This window comes from Enterobacter cloacae complex sp. 309I3, assembly GCF_050031595.1.
In the GTDB taxonomy this organism is placed as follows: Bacteria; Pseudomonadota; Gammaproteobacteria; order Enterobacterales; family Enterobacteriaceae; genus Enterobacter; species Enterobacter cloacae.
In genome coordinates this window covers 288,959-307,120 of record NZ_JBLGWI010000001.1, presented here as the reverse complement: position 1 = coordinate 307,120, position 18,162 = coordinate 288,959, and the positions used below count along the sequence as shown (strand labels likewise).

Sequence of the window (18,162 nt, the reverse complement as noted above, 5' to 3'; positions counted from 1 at the left end):
TTCGTGACCCCACCTGCAAAATTCAGCGTGTTTTTATGTGCGCCAGCACTCATAACTTAAATTTATGCAACACAGATCACACAAACCGGGGGTGGGGCGTAGGGGTTGGGAGGATGGAAAGAGGATGTCAAATAAGGAGACTGAGTGACGTTGAACCACCTTATGTATCCACGAGCACATCACCAAAAAAGGATGGCAGATATGAAGATCAAGACTGGCGCACGCGTTTTCGCATTGTCCGCCCTTGCAGCAATGATGATTTCCGCACCGGCTCTCGCCAAAATTGAAGAAGGTAAGCTGGTTATCTGGATTAACGGCGACAAAGGCTATAACGGCCTGGCCGAAGTGGGTAAAAAATTCGAAAAAGACACCGGTATCAAAGTCACCGTAGAACACCCGGACAAGCTGGAAGAGAAATTCCCGCAGGTTGCGGCAACCGGTGACGGCCCGGACATCATCTTCTGGGCGCATGACCGTTTCGGGGGTTATGCACAATCCGGCCTGCTGGCGGAAGTCACGCCTGATAAAGCCTTCCAGGACAAACTGTTCCCGTTCACCTGGGACGCCGTTCGCTATAACGGCAAGCTGATCGCTTATCCAATCGCAGTGGAAGCCCTGTCTCTGATTTATAACAAAGACCTGGTGCCTAACCCGCCGAAAACCTGGGAAGAGATCCCGAAACTGGATAAAGAGCTGAAAGCGAAAGGTAAGAGCGCGCTGATGTTCAACCTGCAGGAGCCGTACTTCACCTGGCCGCTGATTGCTGCCGATGGCGGTTACGCGTTCAAGTTTGAAAACGGCAAATATGACGTCAAAGACGTGGGCGTGGACAACGCGGGTGCGAAAGCGGGTCTGACCTTCCTGGTCGATCTGATCAAGAACAAACACATGAACGCGGATACCGATTACTCCATCGCGGAAGCGGCGTTCAACAAAGGCGAAACCGCGATGACCATCAACGGTCCGTGGGCCTGGACCAACATCGACAAGAGCAAAATCAACTACGGCGTGACGCTGCTGCCAACCTTCAACGGCAAGCCGTCTAAACCGTTCGTCGGCGTGCTGAGCGCAGGTATCAACGCCGCCAGCCCGAACAAAGAGCTGGCGAAAGAGTTCCTCGAAAACTACCTGCTGACCGATCAGGGTCTGGATGAAGTGAACAAGGACAAACCGCTGGGTGCCGTTGCGCTGAAATCCTTCCAGGATCAGCTGGCAAAAGACCCACGTATCGCGGCAACCATGGATAACGCCCAGAAAGGCGAAATCATGCCGAACATCCCACAGATGGCCGCGTTCTGGTATGCCACCCGTACTGCGGTGATTAACGCCGCAAGCGGTCGTCAGACTGTCGATGCCGCGCTGAAAGATGCGCAGGGTCGTATTACTAAGTAATGCCGTAGTCCCCTCTCCCTCTGGGAGAGGGTTAGGGTGAGGGTTGTCGCTATCCGCACGCCCTCACCCCGGCCCTCTCCCCCAGGAGAGGGAGAAAAGATCAAACGTTGTAGAGGAAGAACCCCATGGATGTCATTAAAAAGAAACATTGGTGGCAAAGCGACGTGCTGAAGTGGTCAGCGATCGGTCTGCTCTGTCTGCTGGTGGGTTACCTTGTTGTTTTAATGTACGTACAAGGGGAATATCTGTTCGCCATCATGACGCTGATTTTAAGCTCTGCTGGCCTGTATATTTTCGCCAACCGTAAGGCATATGCCTGGCGTTATGTCTATCCGGGCGTGGCCGGGATGGGGCTGTTTGTCCTGTTCCCGCTGATCTGTACTATCGCTATCGCATTCACTAACTACAGCAGCACCAACCAGCTCGCGCAAGAGCGCGCCACTCAGGTGCTTCTGGACCGTTCTTATCAGGCAGGCAAGACCTTCAACTTTGGTTTGTATCCTGCGGGTGACGAATGGAAATTAGCACTGACTGACGGCGAGAGCGGCAAAACCTATATTTCCGACGCTTTCAAATTTGGCGGCGAGCAGAAGCTGGCCTTAAAAGAGGTCCCTGCCCTGCCGGAAGGCGAACGCGCTAACCTGCGTATCATTACCCAGAACCGTCAGGCGCTGACTCAGCTCACCGCCGTGCTGCCAGATGAAAGCAAAGTGACCATGAGCTCGCTGCGCCAGTTTTCCGGTACGCAGCCACTCTATACCCTGGCGGATGACGGCACGCTGACGAATAACCAGAGCGGCGTGAAGTACCGTCCGAACAACGATATTGGTTTCTATCAATCTGTAAACGCCGACGGCAGCTGGGGCGATGACAAACTCAGCCCGGGCTATACCGTGACTATCGGCTGGGACAACTTTACCCGCGTGTTTACCGACGAAGGGATCCAGAAGCCGTTCTTTGCTATCTTCGTCTGGACGGTGGTCTTCTCCGTATTGACGGTACTCCTGACCGTTGCCGTGGGTATGGTGCTGGCCTGCCTCGTGCAGTGGGAAGCCCTGAAAGGCAAAGCGATCTACCGCGTGCTGCTGATCCTGCCGTATGCCGTACCGTCGTTTATCTCAATTCTGATTTTCAAAGGGCTGTTTAACCAGAGCTTCGGTGAAATCAACATGATGCTGAGCGCGCTGTTCGGCATCAAACCGGCCTGGTTCAGCGACCCGACCACCGCCCGTTCGATGATTATCATCGTCAACACCTGGCTGGGTTATCCGTACATGATGATCCTGTGCATGGGCCTGCTGAAGGCTATCCCCGACGACCTGTACGAAGCCTCGGCAATGGATGGCGCGGGTCCGTTCCAGAACTTCTTTAAGATTACGCTGCCGCTGCTCATCAAGCCGCTGACTCCGCTGATGATTGCCAGCTTTGCCTTCAACTTTAACAACTTCGTGCTGATTCAGCTGTTGACCAACGGTGGCCCGGATCGTCTCGGTACCACCACGCCAGCCGGCTATACCGATCTGCTCGTGAGCTACACCTATCGCATCGCCTTTGAAGGAGGCGGCGGTCAGGACTTTGGTCTGGCGGCAGCGATTGCCACCCTGATCTTCCTGCTGGTTGGCGCGCTGGCGATAGTGAACCTGAAAGCCACACGTATGAAATTTGACTAAGGAGGGCATCGATCATGGCTATGGTACAACCCAAATCTCAGAAACTGCGCCTCCTGGCGACACATTTAGGGCTGCTGATTTTTATTGCGGCGATCATGTTCCCGCTGCTGATGGTCATCGCCATCTCCCTGCGTTCGGGTAACTTCGCTACCGGCAGCCTGATCCCGGACGAAATCTCCTGGGAGCACTGGAAGCTTGCGCTGGGCTTCAGCGTGGAGCATGCCGATGGCCGCGTTACCCCGCCGCCGTTCCCGGTACTGCTGTGGCTCTGGAACTCGGTGAAAGTGGCGACCATCACCGCGATCGGCATCGTGACGCTCTCCACCACCTGTGCGTACGCCTTCGCCCGTATGAAGTTCCCGGGCAAGGCCTCACTGCTGAAAGGGATGCTGATTTTCCAGATGTTCCCGGCGGTACTGTCTCTGGTCGCGTTGTATGCCTTGTTTGACCGCCTGGGCCAGTATGTGCCGTTTATCGGCCTCAACACCCACGGCGGCGTGATCTTCGCCTATCTTGGCGGTATCGCCCTGCATGTGTGGACCATCAAAGGTTATTTCGAAACCATCGACGGCTCGCTGGAAGAAGCGGCGGCGCTGGATGGCGCGACACCATGGCAGGCGTTCCGTCTGGTTCTGCTGCCGCTGTCGGTGCCTATCCTGGCGGTGGTATTTATCCTGTCGTTTATCGCCGCCATCACCGAAGTGCCGGTCGCGTCTCTGTTACTGCGTGATGTGAATAGTTACACCCTGGCCGTGGGTATGCAGCAATACCTCAACCCGCAAAACTACCTGTGGGGCGACTTTGCCGCGGCGGCCGTACTCTCTGCCATCCCGATTACCGTGGTGTTCCTGCTGGCGCAGCGCTGGCTGGTCAACGGCCTGACGGCGGGCGGTGTGAAAGGTTAAGTTTCATCTGTTATGCCACTGCAACCCTCAACTTTAGACGTATTGTATTAACCCAACTTGTGACTGTTGTTAGGCGCTCTTCGGAGCGCCATTTTTTTATGGGTCAGACACGCACAAAGTCAGTCTCAAAGTTAAAGGTATGCCAGAGATGGCGGGCGCAGGAGTATTCAAACAGCTTGCCGTTATCGAGAAATGCCGTCTGCTCCACCTGAATAAGCGTGGTGGGTTCGGTCAGCTCCAGCCACACCCTTTCCTGCTCGCTGGCGTTTCGCCCGGTGACTTTCATATGTGCGCTATGGACGGTACACCCCAACTCATGGGTAATGTACGCGTAAATGGAATGCTGAACATGGCTCAGAGCCAGACGAGGAAACAGCGCGACAGGCATCCATGTGTACTCCACGATGGAAGGGATCTCCGCTATGACGCGTACCCTGTGGATTTCATGCACCAGTTCACCCTCAGGGATTTGCAATTTTTGCGCGATATCGGCAGAGGCAGGCACGGCGGTATATAGCTGCACGCGAGTGGTGAGGGTTTTCCCCTGAGTGGCGCAGCGCTGCGCGGTGCCTATCAGGTGTGAATTGCTTGCCGCAGAAACCTGGCGCTTAACAAACGAGCCTAGCCCACGCTTGCGCAGCACCAGTCCCTCGCGGACGAGCAAATCCAGCGCTTTGGTGATGGTTAGCTCGCTACATTCAAATTCAGCGGCGAGCCTTGCCCCTTCGGGCAATTTTTTGTCGGGAGCATAGATGCCCACCATAATGCGCCGCCGCACTTCATGGTAGATCTCCATATACTTAGGCATAACGCTCTCCGCAAACGGCCCCTTACAGGGCCGACTCAAATTAACGAGACAGGGATGCTGCCATACGCACCCAGGTGTGCCGTCGGCCACGGATAGCGAGGGATAAGGCATTCAGCGCTTCCGGGTCGGCCATGCCTGCCATCCCTGCGTCGCCAAAATTATGCATGTCGCTACCGCAACGTTTACTGGCCAGGCCAATGTCGCGCACCGTAGCACAATCCGCACCTTCCTGACTACTGCTCAGCGTGGTGATGGCAAGCCCTCCCAGCGACTGCACTGCCTGCGCAATGTGGCTGACGCGTCCTTCCGATGCCCCCCGGCATCCGCCTGGTGCCGAAAAGATAGCGCCATCTGCGCCTGCACTGATATAGCCAGCATACTCCTGGGGTTGCGCCAGCCCGGAATTATAAAATTTCGCGGCCAGAATCAGCTTATCGGTTTGCGCCCTGAGCGCTGCTATCGCCTGACACATACGCCCGGCCGTCACCCCGGGCTTGTCATAGCCGGTCAGGCAGTAAAAATCCGCATGCCGCACTGCCTCCAGATGCGCAGGCAGAAAAGCGCCGGGGCTGGAGAGATCGTCTGCGGGCAGGACTTCAAAATTGACGCCTGTTAAACGCCCCGTCAGACATTTCACCTGGCTGACAGGATCGGCGCCAAAACGTTCTTCTCCGCCGTTCAATGCGGGCCGCTGAAAATGGATCCCCTTGAGCAGCAGGAGGTCGGCGCCAAACGCGCACAACAATTCCGCATTCGTCACCTCTGCAAACAGCGGGGGCGCCTGCACGGCAATTTCGGCCATAATGACGCGCCCTTCGCTGGCGCTGATGGCATCTCGTAAGCTATCGCCGGTAATGGGGCCACGAAAGTCGCTGGCCCGGCAATTCAGAAGCCGTTTCATCTTTACGCCTCCTCTTCGAGAGAAACGATGGCAGGTGTTGGCTGTTGAAATGCCTTTTGCAAAATGTCGAGATTGGTTAACGCTTCTTGCTCGCTGACATAGTTGGCCTTGCCTGAGGAGAGTGTGTCGTAAAGCGCGTCATAAACGCGTCCGTAGTCGCCGGGTACCGCCGGCAGTTCCTCCCGGACAGAACATCCTGCGTCATCGATATACTCCAGCACCGCGCATTCACGATCTTCACCAAACCCTGGGTCCCCAGGCATAATGCCCGCCTTCAGGCTGGTTTCCTGCTGGTCGATACCATAGCGAATAAACGAGCCTCTCGTACCGTGTACAGTGAATCTCGGCGCGGGTATTTTCACCAGATGGCTGGTTTTCACGATCGCGGTCGTCTTCGGGTAATAGAGGTGAACGGTGAAGGCGTCGTCAGGGTTGAGCGGGTTTCTCTGGCGCTGAAGATGGTACCCGACCTGCTGCGGACGCCCCAGCAGGGCGATAATTTGATCGAGCGTATGCACGCCAAGGCCATAAAACGCGCCGTCGAAATAACTGCCGGGACAGGTTTCCGACGCCGGGCGAAAATAGTCAAAATGGCTTTCGATCTCGACAATTTCCCCCAGTTTACCGCTCTCAATCGCCTGTTTCATGGTCAAATAACAGCTATCAAAACGTCGGTTTTGAAACGGAGAGACGGTTAAGCCCTTTTCTCTCGCCAGAGCAAACAGCGTTTTCGCTTCTTCTGGGGTGGTTGTAAAAGGTTTCTCGACCAGCACGTTTTTGCCATGTGCCAGACATAGCCGGGCATACTCAAAATGGCTATCAGGATGGGTGCAGATAACCACCAGCTGAAGCGTATTGTCTTCCAGAATATCCTGCAGCCGGGAGGTAAAACAGATGTGTTGATAGTGCGGCTGCGCTTCAACCTCTGGCTTACGCGCAATATCATAAATACGCTTTACGTTGTATTTATCCTTGCGGCATAAAACATAAGGGAGATGATAGCGCGTGGCGCTTTTACCAAAGCCAATATAGGCGCAGTTAATCATACGGATTCCTTTTTAAAGTATGGCAGTGCGGCATGAATTACCGCCGGTCCATCAAGTTTGCTGAAGTGCTGAGGGTCAAGGGGGATCACCGGGCAGTGGTGATTGATATCCTGAAGAATGGTTTCCTGGAGATACGCGATTTGCGGACCCAGCAATATAAGCTGGGCGTTTTTATATTCATCGACCAGTTTACCTGCATTCACGGCATACACGTTGAGCGTACAATTCTGGCTTTCGCAATATTTTCGCATTTTGCTGGCCATCAAAGAGGTCGACATGCCTTCATTGCAGGCCAGAATAATGGTTTTCCCATCCAACCGATGAATATCATTGTCCTCCTGCGGCGTTATTTCTGACTCAGAGGCGAGAGTGTTAATTATCGTTTCATTGCTGCGTTTGATTAACGAACGCTCATAGGCGGTGAGAAAAGGTAAATAGATTACGACCCCAAGCGCTAATAGCAGGATCTGCAAAATGACATTACGAAAATCACCGCCAGATCCGAGCCAGCCAGAAATAAGCGGAGGCACTGACCAGGGAACGTAGGCAACAATTTTTGAGACCCATCCCCAGGCGGTTGCAAAGTACGCGATTGTGAAATTAATCTGCGGATAAAGGATAAAAGGGATCATCATTAACGGGTTGTAGAGCACCGGGAAACCAAAAATGACCGGCTCGTTAATATTAAAAATGCCTGGGGCAATCACCGTTCTGGAAAAGTTACGGTGGCTGGACATATGGCTTCGAACAAACACTGCCAGCAGCAGGGCCAGCGTGCTCCCGGTTCCTCCCATATGACCATACAGATCGCGAAATGGCAGAACGATAATATGGGGTGGGATCTGCCCGCTGGCAAAGGCGGACATGTTTTCCTGCATCGCTACCAGCAAGGGAGGTTCAAGAATGGGATTAATAATCCCACCCGGATGTATCCCCAACGAAAAGAGAAGATTTGTCAGGGTCGTTAACACCAGAAAACCGGATAAATTAGTCGTTAAATGTACCAGCGGCGCCTGGATGAGATGCTGAATCAGCGTCGGGATTTCAGTATGAAGGAAAAGATTAACGCTAAATGCAACCAGCGCGAAAATAGCGACGGTTAGCATAATTGAAAACATCGACTGGAAGGATTGCACCACCATGGAAGGCACATCATCTCCTAGCCGGATCTGTAATTTTTTATTTTTCGAAATCCATAAAAAAAGATTTGTTGATAACACCGCCGTCAGTATTGCCAGAAAGACACCGCCAGCATTGGTACTGCCATAGGAGACCATCCCGGTAAGCCGAGCCTGCTGACCATCGGCCAGGGTTTGCACGGTTTCAATGGGCATTAATGCATAAAACACCGCCAGCGCAACCATAGCGGGTATGACTGGCGTAGGGTGTTTTTTCTTACTGGCAATATGATACGCAATTAATATCACCAGCATCAGCGATAAAATATTCATTGTTCCGTTAAGAACGCGCTCGCCAATATTGCGTAGCTGTACCAGGGTGTCAGTGGATAACAGACCGCTCAATATGCCTTTCGGATCGAGAAAAACATAATTAAGCATGATGAAGAGTCCAGCCAGGACAAGGAACGGAACAGTAATAATAAAACTGTCCCGTAGACTTCGAAGATGGACTTCTGATGCCAGCTTTTGCGAGACGTCAGTTATCCGCTCCAGTATTGAAGAGTGGGCCATGCAGATCACCTGTCGAATAGATTAAGTATGTGGCAGTTAATTTCAGTACCGCGTATGCCTGAACTGCCACACATTTAAAACTATATAGTTTTAAATTAAATCTATATAGATCACATTTTGACCGCATCTCTTCCGCGTCAGAGCGCCTATTCGCGCTTCAGCCGCTTCGAATTACACAACCAGAGCGTGATCACCAGCAGCAGGATCGCCGCCGAGTAGATCAGCACATCAAGGGGAGATTTATGATCGACGATGATCAGCCGCACTATCGCGGTGATCCCAATGTAGACAAAATAGCGCAGCGGGAAGTGAAAGCCTGACTGGAAATATTTCACAATCAGGGCGATAAATTCAAAGTAGAGAAAGTAGACCACCAGGCCTTCCACCAGCGCATATTTGCTGGTTTGCTCGGGGGCGAACAGTACATCCGCCAGATGCACCGTCTCTTTACCCAAAAAGACGACCAGGATCAGGCCAAGGCTCAGCAGACCGAGGTTGAGCACGGTCTGGAGGATAGTTGAGATGAACTCAACACGCGGGCGAGTCAGGGATGTCATACAGCACCTCATTCTCCAGGGCGAGGTTCCTGTATAACGCAAAAATGTGACGTGGATCTATATTTTTTAATTATGTTTTATGTACGGAGGTAACGAATGGAGCGCAGACCTACCGGGGTTCGCAACGTAACCTGTGGTGAAAATGTCACCCTGTATGAGCCCTGCAATCTCTATGACTGCGTGCTTGGCAACGGTGTGTTTATCGGCCCGTTTGTTGAAATTCAGGGCAATACGCGCATTGGCGACGAGAGCAAAATTCAGTCGCACACCTTCATTTGCGAGTACGTCACCCTGGGCGAACGCTGTTTCATTGGCCATGGGGTGATGTTTGCCAACGATATGTTTCGCGACGGCAAACCCAATGCTGACCGGAACAGCTGGGGACGCATTACTGTGGGAAATGATGTGTCGATAGGCAGCGGGGCGACCATCCTGGCGGTCTCCATCTGCGACGGGGTGGTGATTGGTGCGGGGAGCGTGGTGACCAAATCCATCACCGAGAAAGGCGTTTATGCGGGAAACCCGGCGAAGCTACTGCGCCGTCTTTGATTCGCCCGGTGGCGCTGCGCTTACCGGGCCTACAAAATCGTAGGCCGGGCAAACGCAGTGCCGCCCGGCGTGAAGCATCAGCGGAAGTTAATGTTCTTATCACTGGTCATGTCATACAGCTGGAACTTACGACCCAGCTGCTGGCCCCCGTCACGCGTCAGCGGCGTCCAGCCAATGGCCGCACGGCTGCGGGTTGGACCGGATGAGAACAGATCCAGCGGAATCGACACATACACCCCTTTGGTGAAGTCCCCTTCCCCGTATTCGTCCGGCGAGACGTTGGTGATGGTGGCGTAACCACCCACCACCACTCCGCTGTCGAAGTGTTTGGAGATATCCAGCGTGCCGCCCTTATCGCCCGCCAGGTACTGACCCACGCTGGCTTTCACCAGCACGTCCTGGGCGAACGACGGCGTCCAGTAGGCCGTCAGATGGCCGGTTTTCACGCTATAGTCGGTGAACTTCATCATGTCCTGCGCGCTGCGCCAGTCACGCTGTTTAACGTAGTTGGCATCAATACCAAACGCCCAGTTGCTGTCCACCGGACGATAAAGCACTTCCGCCCCCGCACCGCCATACATGGTTTCCAGATAACCGCCGTAGACCTGGCCGTAGAAGCCATTGCCGAAGTACTGGAAGTAGTTGGCCTGCAGGTTGTTTACGTAGGCATCGTTCTGCACGTACTCACGCACGCGGGTACGCACGCGCGGCAGCTTCGAGTCGTTCGGCGGGTTAGTGTAGTTGAACTTGTCGTAGTTGTTGGCAATGTTGCCAAACAGGCTGCCGGTGGTCAGCAGGTGGTCGGTCACCCACAGATCCGCCGTTGCCATCACGCCCAACTGGTACATGTAGAAGTTTTCCGGCCCGCCGACAGACTGGTTTAGCACCGGGTCGATGTGGAAATCGAAGCGCGATTTATCGATATACCAGCCCTGCTCGGTCGTCTCCGGCACGATCGGCTCAACGCGTTTTTGTACCAGCTCGGTTTCATGCCCCAGCGGCTCGCCCTCCAGATGGCGCTTCAGACTGGCCACGTCCGTTTCCGTCGTCACTTGCGGCAGGTTCAGGCGGTTCTCCGTTACGCGGATCGTGCGGATCCCCTCCGGCAGATCGTTCATGATGATCCGGTTGGCACGTTCGATCCCTTCCCGCGAGTCGCGGTATTTCACCTGCTCACCGGTCACGTACAGCGTATCGCCTTTCACCTGGATTTTCGGATCCGCCAGACCGGCGTTGTACTTCAACAGCGTCAGCTGGTTGGCCACCACGGAGTGCTGCAGAATGGCATCCTGCGGCTCCGGCTGGTATGCAGGCCGCGCGTTGTCGTTATAGTGCGGCCGCATGTCGTTAAAGTTAGTACGCAGCGTAAAGCCAAACATCACGGTGTTGCCGCGCTCGTAGCTGAGGTTAACGTCGGCCCAATCGGTGACGCGGTAAATGGCGCCGACGTTAAACTTGCTCTTTTGCTCAATCTTTCCGGCGAACTCTTGCGAGTAGTCGTTACCTTCGTACTCCAGCTTCAGGCGCAGCGGCTGCCACGGCGTCTGATACTCCACGCCGCCAAACAGGGCAGCCGGACCGTGGAACATCTGATCACCGTTAATGGAACCCGCTTTCTGATAGCTGTTGTCGCGATAGCAGAATTTGTCGCTGTAAGTGCAGAACGGGTTTTTCACGTTGCCGCTGGTGCCGAGATAGCCCCAGCCAAGCCCCAGCGAGAAGTCAAACGGCCCCCAGGCCTTACTGGCAACAATGTACTCCGCGTCGAACAGGCCGGTACCGCCGATATCTTTGGCCCCCACGGAAACCTGCGGCATCCAGTAGCTCTCTTCCCACAGGCGCAGTTTGAGATCGAAGGCTTTATCTTTGTAGGTCTGATCGCCGGAAAACGCGTCCACGCTGCTGTACTGTTTCGTTCGTACGTCGGTGTAGCGCAGCGTGGTTTCGAGCCATGGGAACAGCTGTACGGATGCAGAATAGTAGCGGTACTGGTCGTTATCACGATAGTTAAGGCTGATTTCCCCTTCTCGCGCCATACGCGCGGTAGGGGTTTGCAGTAAACCGACGCCACCGAAGTCTGACTGAGACGGGCCAATGGGTGCCGGATATGTTTCTGCATGACAGGCGGCACTCACACACAGTGCCAGCATGCTATAGAGATAGGTCTTTTTCATTATTCCGGTATCCGCTGTGTCAGGGAATGAAGGATATCGGCATTCAGCCCGTCATATGCCTTCGTCCAGAAATGGTCGGCAAAACCGACAAAAATGATGCTGCCTGGCATGGGTTCGACATGCCGCTTGTTCCAGTAGGCAACCGGCGCCTTTTGCGTGTTCCCGTCAGGATAAATCACCCAGGCGTAGCTGTTATCCGCACCACTCAGCAGGCTCTGCTCGTCGAGATAGCTCGCCACGTCGCGGCCGGGAGTAAACGGTTTTTTACCCGGGCTGCTGATAAGCCCCATCACCGTGATGGTGGAAGGCTGCGCCGGGAGCCAGAGCGTGTAATCTCCCTCCAGGGCCGGATTACCTTTTTCCGTCACGCGGACTTCATCCGGATCGAGATTGATGTTTTGTCTTCCGGTAACCTTTAGCGCCAGAAGCTGCTGGCGAAGGCTGTTAATGGCTGCCGCATCGTCGCCGTCTTCCTGCTCTGCTAACCCCGTTAATCTGGCGAGCAGCGCCTTGTGCTTTTGTTCCGCCGCCACCGTTGCCTGCCGCTCAGCGATCACCGCACCTGGCCACCAGCTGTTTGCCAGCCTTGGCTGACCGACGAGATCAATCAGGTGGCCGGCGTTCGTCAACGTTTTGGGCTGCGTGCTGTCCGGCGTGTAGACCTTCACCGTCCCGGCAGACCAGGCGAGCGGTGTGGCAAAGCTTGCGATCAGCGCAACGCGAATAAGTGTTTTCATGATTTCGCGGCCTTGATCAGCGTGGTTTTAACCGGGAAGAATCCGGCACCCAAATATTGCAGGGACTGACGGATCTGCCCTTCATCATCCACCCAGAAACGGTTATGCCAGGTTGCCCGATCGGTCGTGACCTCTTCATCCAGTACGCGCACCCGGGTTTCGTCGCTGCCTACCCTGACGCTGTCCGTACCGTCCCAGCGGAAGGTAGAGCGGGCGGTGGCGTAACGCACCTGCTTGTGTTCCGTCCAGCCCATTGTCCGCGTCCAGCTTGCCCCGTCGGTGATCTGGTTCGGTTTGCTGAGCGGATCGGCCGCAAGGTTGTTGACCTCAAGAAGGTTATCGCCACCGAGCAGGGTTTTCACAATACGGCTATGTTGCGTCACGATGGTGGCCTGATCCTGCGTCACCCATTTCTGCTGCCCGTTTTCATCGAAAGCGAGCACCACAAACAGTTGCGGACCATCGTTGAGCTGCATGTACTGGCTGGCATACGGCATGTTCTGAAGTTCATCATCGGTCAAATGCACACCCGGCGTACCGAATATGCTGTCCCACAGTGAGTTGCCCAGCCCTTTGGTGGTGGCCGAGCACGCCTGCAACAGCAGGCAAATCAGGATGATTGCAGGTCGCTTCACGACTCTTCTCCGAAGGGGCGAAATAACCACACCGAAGTGTGGTTATGATTAAAACACCCGGAATTACTGGGTGCTGGTCGTCGTAGTGGTCGTGGTTCCGGTATTGGAGCCATCACCGCCACCGGTTGCCGCCAGCGCGACACCCACGGCTGAACTTACGGTGCTGGTGCTGGCCGCGGTAGAACTCCCCGCAGACGCAGACGTCGCTGCCGACCCTGCTGCTTCCCCGACCTGGACCGGAGCTGCATAGACAGATGTCGCCGCAAGTGCAGATATGGCAAAAATGCCATACAGTACTTTCTTCATAACAATTTCCCTTCAATGAATGAATGGAGATTTGCCCGAAAAGAAATTCAGGCGGATTCGAGTATACACAACTAAAGCAGAGGGATTGCCGTACGGATAAATAGAGAAAGGGTTTTCGGACTATTGGATAAATGTGAAGTATAAGAATAATTAACTAATAAATTATTTATTTAAAATCAAATAGATATAATTACATAAGGCGAAAGTAACTCTCCGTATAATCCTAAAATAAACCGCACTCATTAACGGGTTAAAAGGTATTTTCGGATAAAACTCATAACGGGAATTTGAGTTAAATAACAGACATCAGGAATTGTCTGATAAAAAAATGCCGGCATATCGCCGGCACGTTTTTATGACGATTTAATTACGCGCGCCATGCTTTATAACGGTTAATCAAACCATTTGTCGAGCTGTCGTGGCTGCTGATCGCTTTGTCATCACCCAGTTCAGGCAGAATACGGTTCGCCAGCTGTTTACCCAGCTCAACGCCCCACTGATCGAAGGTGAAGATGTTCAGGATTGCGCCCTGCGTGAAGATCTTATGCTCATACAGAGCAATCAGCGCACCCAGGCTGAACGGCGTGATTTCACGCAGCAGGATGGAGTTGGTTGGACGGTTGCCTTCGAACACTTTGAACGGCACAACGTGTTCCAGGGTGGCCGGATCTTTACCCTGGTCACGGTATTCCTGCTCTACCACCTCGCGGGATTTACCAAACGCCAGCGCTTCGGTCTGAGCAAAGAAGTTAGACAGCAGTTTAGGATGGTGATCAGACAGTGGATTATGGGTGATAGCCGGGGCGATGAAATCGCACGGTACCATTTTGGTCCCCTGGTGAATCAGCTGGTAGAACGCGTGCTGACCGTTGGTGCCTGGCTCACCCCAGATGATTGGGCCAGTCTGGTAATCCACCGCGTTGCCGTTACGGTCAACGTATTTACCGTTGGATTCCATATTGCCCTGCTGGAAGTAAGCCGCGAAGCGGTGCATGTACTGGTCGTACGGCAGGATCGCTTCGGTCTCTGCGCCGAAGAAGTTGTTGTACCAGATACCGATCAGCGCCAGCAGCACCGGCAGGTTTTTCTCAGGTGCGGTGGTGGAGAAGTGTTTGTCCATCGCGTGCGCGCCGGAGAGCAGCTCAACAAAGTTGTCGAAGCCCACGGAGAGAATGATAGACAGGCCGATCGCAGACCACAGAGAGTAGCGGCCACCAACCCAGTCCCAGAACTCGAACATGTTCGCGGTGTCGATACCGAACTCGCCAACCGCTTTACCGTTGGTGGACAGCGCTGCGAAGTGTTTCGCCACGTGCTTGTTGTCACCTGCGGTTTTCAGGAACCAGTCGCGCGCGCTGTGGGCGTTGGTCATGGTTTCCTGGGTGGTGAAGGTTTTAGAGGCCACCAGGAACAGTGTAGTTTCCGGGTTCACGTTCTTCAGCACTTCGGCGATGTGAGTACCATCGACGTTGGAGACAAAGTGCATGTTGAGATGATTTTTGTATGGACGCAGCGCTTCGGTGACCATGAACGGGCCGAGGTCAGAACCGCCGATACCGATGTTCACCACGTCGGTGATGGCTTTGCCGGTGTAGCCTTTCCAGCTTCCGGAGATGATTGCTTCAGAGAAGGCTTTCATCTTTTCCAGCACCGCGTTCACTTCCGGCATCACATCTTTGCCGTCAACGATGATTGGCGTATTGCTACGGTTACGCAGAGCCACGTGCAGCACGGCACGGTCTTCGGTACGATTGATCTTCTCACCGGAGAACATGGATTTGATGGCGTCTGCCAGTTCCGTCTCTTTCGCCAGATCCTGCAGTTTCGCCAGCGTCTCTTCGGTGATGCGGTTTTTGGAGAAATCCACCAGCATCAGGTCATCGAAGGTCGCAGAGAATTTGTTGAAACGATCGGCATCTTTCGCGAACAGCTCCGCGATGGTGACGTCTTTCATTTCATCAAAATGTTTTTGTAGTGCCTGCCAGGCAGCGGTCTGCGTTGGGTTGATGTTTTTCATTAGCAATACTCTTCTGATTTGAGAATTGTGACTGCGGTCGATTGTAGCGCCTGCAAATAAAAATTGTGATGGTTTTTATGCCATTGCCCTGGCCTGCATCAAACGCAGGTGAAAAGACCCGAAAAGTATAGCTGCTGACGCGCCCACCCGTGGCGGCGAAATGTCGGTCAAAATCGGGGAAAACGAAGCATAAAATATGGCCCTGTTATAAGTCCTGTTTCTCAGGGGTACCCCCCCATGAAAAATCCGCATAATCCCGGCATTGACAGGACCTCCCCCACATTTTATTTATAGGGCCGTATTTTGCGCCTGCACCTGTTTTCGTTTCATTCTTGTGCCATGGTCGCTTTATTCATTCCCTGACACGAGGTTGTTATGACGAGTTTTGTGGTCGCCAAGTTTGGCGGCACCAGTGTGGCAGATTACGATGCCATGAACCGCAGCGCCGATGTGGTGCTGGCCGATCCGAATACCCGCCTGGTAGTGCTTTCTGCCTCTGCTGGCGTGACGAACCTGCTGGTTTCTCTGTCTGAAGGGCTGGAGGCCACCGAGCGCTTCGTTAAGCTGGACGCACTGCGCAAAATTCAGTTCGATATCCTTGAACGTCTGCAGAACCCGAACGTGATCCGCGAAGAAGTGGAGCGTCTGCTGGAAAATATCACCACGCTGGCAGAAGCGGCTTCTCTGGCCACCTCCACCGCCCTGACCGATGAGCTGGTCAGCCACGGTGAGCTCATGTCCACCCTGCTGTTTGTTGAAATCATGCGTGAACGTAACGTTCAGGCACAGTGGTTCGACGTGCGTAAAATCATGCGCACCAGCGATCGCTTTGGCCGCGCCGAGCCGGACGTGGAAGCGCTGGCCGAGTTGACTAATCAGCAGCTGGTCCCGCGCCTGGATGAGGGGATCGTGATCACCCAGGGCTTTATCGGCAGCGAAGCCAAAGGACGCACCACCACGCTTGGCCGTGGCGGCAGTGATTACACCGCGGCGCTACTGGGTGAAGCGCTGCACGCGACCCGTGTGGATATCTGGACTGACGTCCCGGGAATTTACACCACCGATCCACGCGTCGTCTCTGCGGCAAAACGTATTGACGTGATTGCGTTTGAAGAAGCGGCGGAAATGGCGACCTTCGGTGCCAAAGTGCTGCACCCGGCAACGCTGCTGCCTGCCGTGCGTAGTGATATCCCGGTCTTCGTCGGTTCAAGTAAAGATCCGAAAGCGGGCGGTACGCTGGTGTGCAAGAAAACCGAAAATCCACCGCTGTTCCGCGCGCTGGCCCTGCGCCGTAAGCAAACGCTGGTTACGCTGCACAGCCATAATATGCTGCACTCGCGCGGCTTCCTGGCGGAAGTGTTTGGCATCCTGGCGCGTCATAACATCTCCGTGGATCTGATCACCACCTCCGAAGTGAGTATCGCACTGACGCTGGACACCACCGGTTCAACCTCAACGGGTGACACCCTGCTGACGCAGTCACTGCTGATTGAGCTGTCAGAACTGTGCCGCGTGGAAGTAGAAGAAAACCTGGCGCTGGTAGCCATCATCGGTAATAAGCTGTCGCGCGCCTGTGGCGTGGGCAAAGAGGTCTTCGGTGTGCTCGACCCGTTCAATATCCGCATGATTTGCTACGGTGCCTCCAGCTACAACCTCTGCTTCCTGGTGCCTGCTGAGCAGGCAGAACAGGTGGTGCAGAAACTTCATCAGAATTTGTTTGAATAAAAATCGTTAGCACGATAAACAATATCTATAAGCCGGGCACAGACCCGGCTTTTTCATAACTAAACAACACGACAATACTGCAAGGAATATCTATGTTATCCGCCATCACCCGGCTGTTCCCGTTATGGGCGCTGCTGCTCTCCATACTCGCGTATTACACCCCCACTACGTTCACGGGCATTGGTCCGTGGGTGACCACGTTGCTGATGCTGATTATGTTCGGCATGGGTGTGCATCTAAAAATCGACGACTTTAAACGCGTGCTCTCACGCCCGGCTCCGGTTGCTGCAGGGATTTTCCTGCACTACCTGGTGATGCCCCTTGCGGCCTGGCTGCTGGCAATGGCCTTTAAGATGCCACCCGACCTCTCCGCCGGGATGGTGCTGGTGGGCAGCGTGGCCAGCGGAACCGCCTCCAATGTCATGATCTATCTGGCAAAAGGCGATGTGGCGCTCTCCGTGACCATCTCTTCGGTATCCACGCTGGTGGGCGTGATTGCCACGCCGCTGCTAACACGCCTGTACGTTGACGCCCATATTCAGGTGGACGTGATGGGAATGCTGCTGAGCATTTTGCAAATCGTGGTGATTCCGATCGCGTTGGGCCTTGTCATTCACCACCTGTTCCCGCGCGTGGTAAAAGCCGTTGAGCCCTATCTGCCTGCGTTTTCGATGGTCTGTATTCTGGCCATCATCAGCGCCGTGGTGGCCGGTTCTGCGTCGCACATTGCATCCGTGGGCTTTGTCGTGATTATCGCGATAGTGTTGCATAACACCATTGGCCTGCTGGGCGGATACTGGGGCGGGAAACTGTTTGGCTTCGATGAACCCACCTGCCGGACGCTGGCAATTGAAGTAGGGATGCAGAACTCCGGTCTGGCAGCGGCACTCGGGAAAATTTACTTCTCGCCGCTGGCGGCTCTGCCTGGTGCGCTGTTCTCCGTCTGGCATAATCTGTCCGGTTCGCTGCTGGCGGGATACTGGTCCGGCAAACCGATAGAAGAAAAACCACAGAAAACAGATGAATATCGTCTTTAACAGTCGGGTGGC

General features: G+C 54.3%; 16 protein-coding genes. 6 read left to right on the top strand and 10 right to left on the bottom strand.

All coding sequences use genetic code 11. The features are described from left to right. Window positions 1-201 precede the first annotated feature (201 nt). The 3 genes from malE (at window position 202) to malG (ending at window position 3,967) form a co-directional block, all read left to right on the top strand. Complete coding sequence (malE, locus tag ACQG22_RS01425; protein ID WP_014830274.1) at window positions 202-1,392, top strand: maltose/maltodextrin ABC transporter substrate-binding protein MalE; 1,191 nt, start codon at window positions 202-204, stop codon at window positions 1,390-1,392. Window positions 1,393-1,517: 125 nt separating this feature from the next. After that, window positions 1,518-3,062, top strand: coding sequence for a maltose ABC transporter permease MalF (malF, locus tag ACQG22_RS01420; RefSeq protein ID WP_369706747.1), 1,545 nt, complete (start codon window positions 1,518-1,520; stop codon window positions 3,060-3,062). Window positions 3,063-3,076: 14 nt separating this feature from the next. After that, window positions 3,077-3,967: a maltose ABC transporter permease MalG gene (gene malG / locus ACQG22_RS01415; protein ID WP_013095043.1), complete on the top strand. Its 891-nt coding sequence runs from the start codon at window positions 3,077-3,079 to the stop codon at window positions 3,965-3,967. Window positions 3,968-4,070: 103 nt separating this feature from the next. Here malG and ACQG22_RS01410 read toward each other — a convergent pair whose 3' ends face one another. The 5 genes from ACQG22_RS01410 to psiE all read right to left on the bottom strand — a co-directional run bounded on the left by ACQG22_RS01410 (window position 4,071) and on the right by psiE (window position 8,970). Further along, a complete protein-coding gene (locus ACQG22_RS01410; RefSeq protein WP_045294816.1) occupies window positions 4,071-4,775 on the bottom strand; it encodes a GntR family transcriptional regulator in 705 nt (234 codons plus the stop codon). A gap of 40 nt (window positions 4,776-4,815) precedes the next feature. Continuing rightward, window positions 4,816-5,676 carry a hypothetical protein gene (locus ACQG22_RS01405; RefSeq protein ID WP_058678459.1) on the bottom strand — a complete coding sequence of 287 codons (861 nt, stop codon included), beginning with the start codon at window positions 5,674-5,676 and terminating at the stop codon, window positions 4,816-4,818. Window positions 5,677-5,678: 2 nt separating this feature from the next. Continuing rightward, on the bottom strand, window positions 5,679-6,722 hold the full coding sequence (locus ACQG22_RS01400; RefSeq protein ID WP_058650688.1) for an oxidoreductase: 1,044 nt from the start codon (window positions 6,720-6,722) through the stop codon (window positions 5,679-5,681). Continuing rightward, window positions 6,719-8,413, bottom strand: coding sequence for a PTS transporter subunit EIIC (locus tag ACQG22_RS01395; RefSeq protein ID WP_369706748.1), 1,695 nt, complete (start codon window positions 8,411-8,413; stop codon window positions 6,719-6,721). The genes ACQG22_RS01400 and ACQG22_RS01395 overlap by 4 nt, the downstream gene beginning before the upstream one ends. Before the next feature lie 146 nt (window positions 8,414-8,559). Continuing rightward, on the bottom strand, window positions 8,560-8,970 hold the full coding sequence (gene psiE, locus ACQG22_RS01390) for a phosphate-starvation-inducible protein PsiE (protein WP_000202963.1): 411 nt from the start codon (window positions 8,968-8,970) through the stop codon (window positions 8,560-8,562). Between the two features lie 96 nt (window positions 8,971-9,066). Here psiE and ACQG22_RS01385 point away from each other — a divergent pair, with 96 nt between their 5' ends. Next, on the top strand, window positions 9,067-9,519 hold the full coding sequence (locus ACQG22_RS01385; protein WP_029882649.1) for an acyltransferase: 453 nt from the start codon (window positions 9,067-9,069) through the stop codon (window positions 9,517-9,519). 77 nt (window positions 9,520-9,596) lie between these two features. Here ACQG22_RS01385 and ACQG22_RS01380 read toward each other — a convergent pair whose 3' ends face one another. From ACQG22_RS01380 to pgi, 5 genes are all read right to left on the bottom strand, one after another. Continuing rightward, window positions 9,597-11,693, bottom strand: a complete 2,097-nt coding sequence (locus ACQG22_RS01380) for a YjbH domain-containing protein (RefSeq protein ID WP_029882648.1) — start codon at window positions 11,691-11,693, stop codon at window positions 9,597-9,599. Next, the gene (locus tag ACQG22_RS01375; protein ID WP_148790502.1) at window positions 11,693-12,430 is read right to left on the bottom strand and encodes a capsule biosynthesis GfcC D2 domain-containing protein; all 738 of its coding nucleotides are present in this window, start codon (window positions 12,428-12,430) and stop codon (window positions 11,693-11,695) included. Before ACQG22_RS01375 ends, ACQG22_RS01380 begins: the two co-directional genes overlap by 1 nt. Further along, entirely contained in the window at window positions 12,427-13,065 is a 639-nt protein-coding gene (locus tag ACQG22_RS01370) for a YjbF family lipoprotein (RefSeq protein WP_013095035.1), read from the bottom strand. Before ACQG22_RS01370 ends, ACQG22_RS01375 begins: the two co-directional genes overlap by 4 nt. A 63-nt stretch (window positions 13,066-13,128) precedes the next feature. Continuing rightward, on the bottom strand, window positions 13,129-13,371 hold the full coding sequence (gene yjbE / locus ACQG22_RS01365; RefSeq protein ID WP_013095034.1) for an exopolysaccharide production protein YjbE: 243 nt from the start codon (window positions 13,369-13,371) through the stop codon (window positions 13,129-13,131). A gap of 367 nt (window positions 13,372-13,738) precedes the next feature. After that, on the bottom strand, window positions 13,739-15,388 hold the full coding sequence (gene pgi / locus ACQG22_RS01360; protein WP_020686615.1) for a glucose-6-phosphate isomerase: 1,650 nt from the start codon (window positions 15,386-15,388) through the stop codon (window positions 13,739-13,741). Between the two features lie 375 nt (window positions 15,389-15,763). On the opposite strand from pgi, the gene lysC reads away from it, so the two are divergent. Both lysC and panS read left to right on the top strand, forming a co-directional pair. Further along, a complete protein-coding gene (gene lysC / locus ACQG22_RS01355; RefSeq protein WP_013095032.1) occupies window positions 15,764-17,113 on the top strand; it encodes a lysine-sensitive aspartokinase 3 in 1,350 nt (449 codons plus the stop codon). 92 nt (window positions 17,114-17,205) lie between these two features. Next, a complete protein-coding gene (panS, locus tag ACQG22_RS01350) occupies window positions 17,206-18,150 on the top strand; it encodes a ketopantoate/pantoate/pantothenate transporter PanS (RefSeq protein ID WP_369706749.1) in 945 nt (314 codons plus the stop codon). Window positions 18,151-18,162 lie beyond the last annotated feature (12 nt).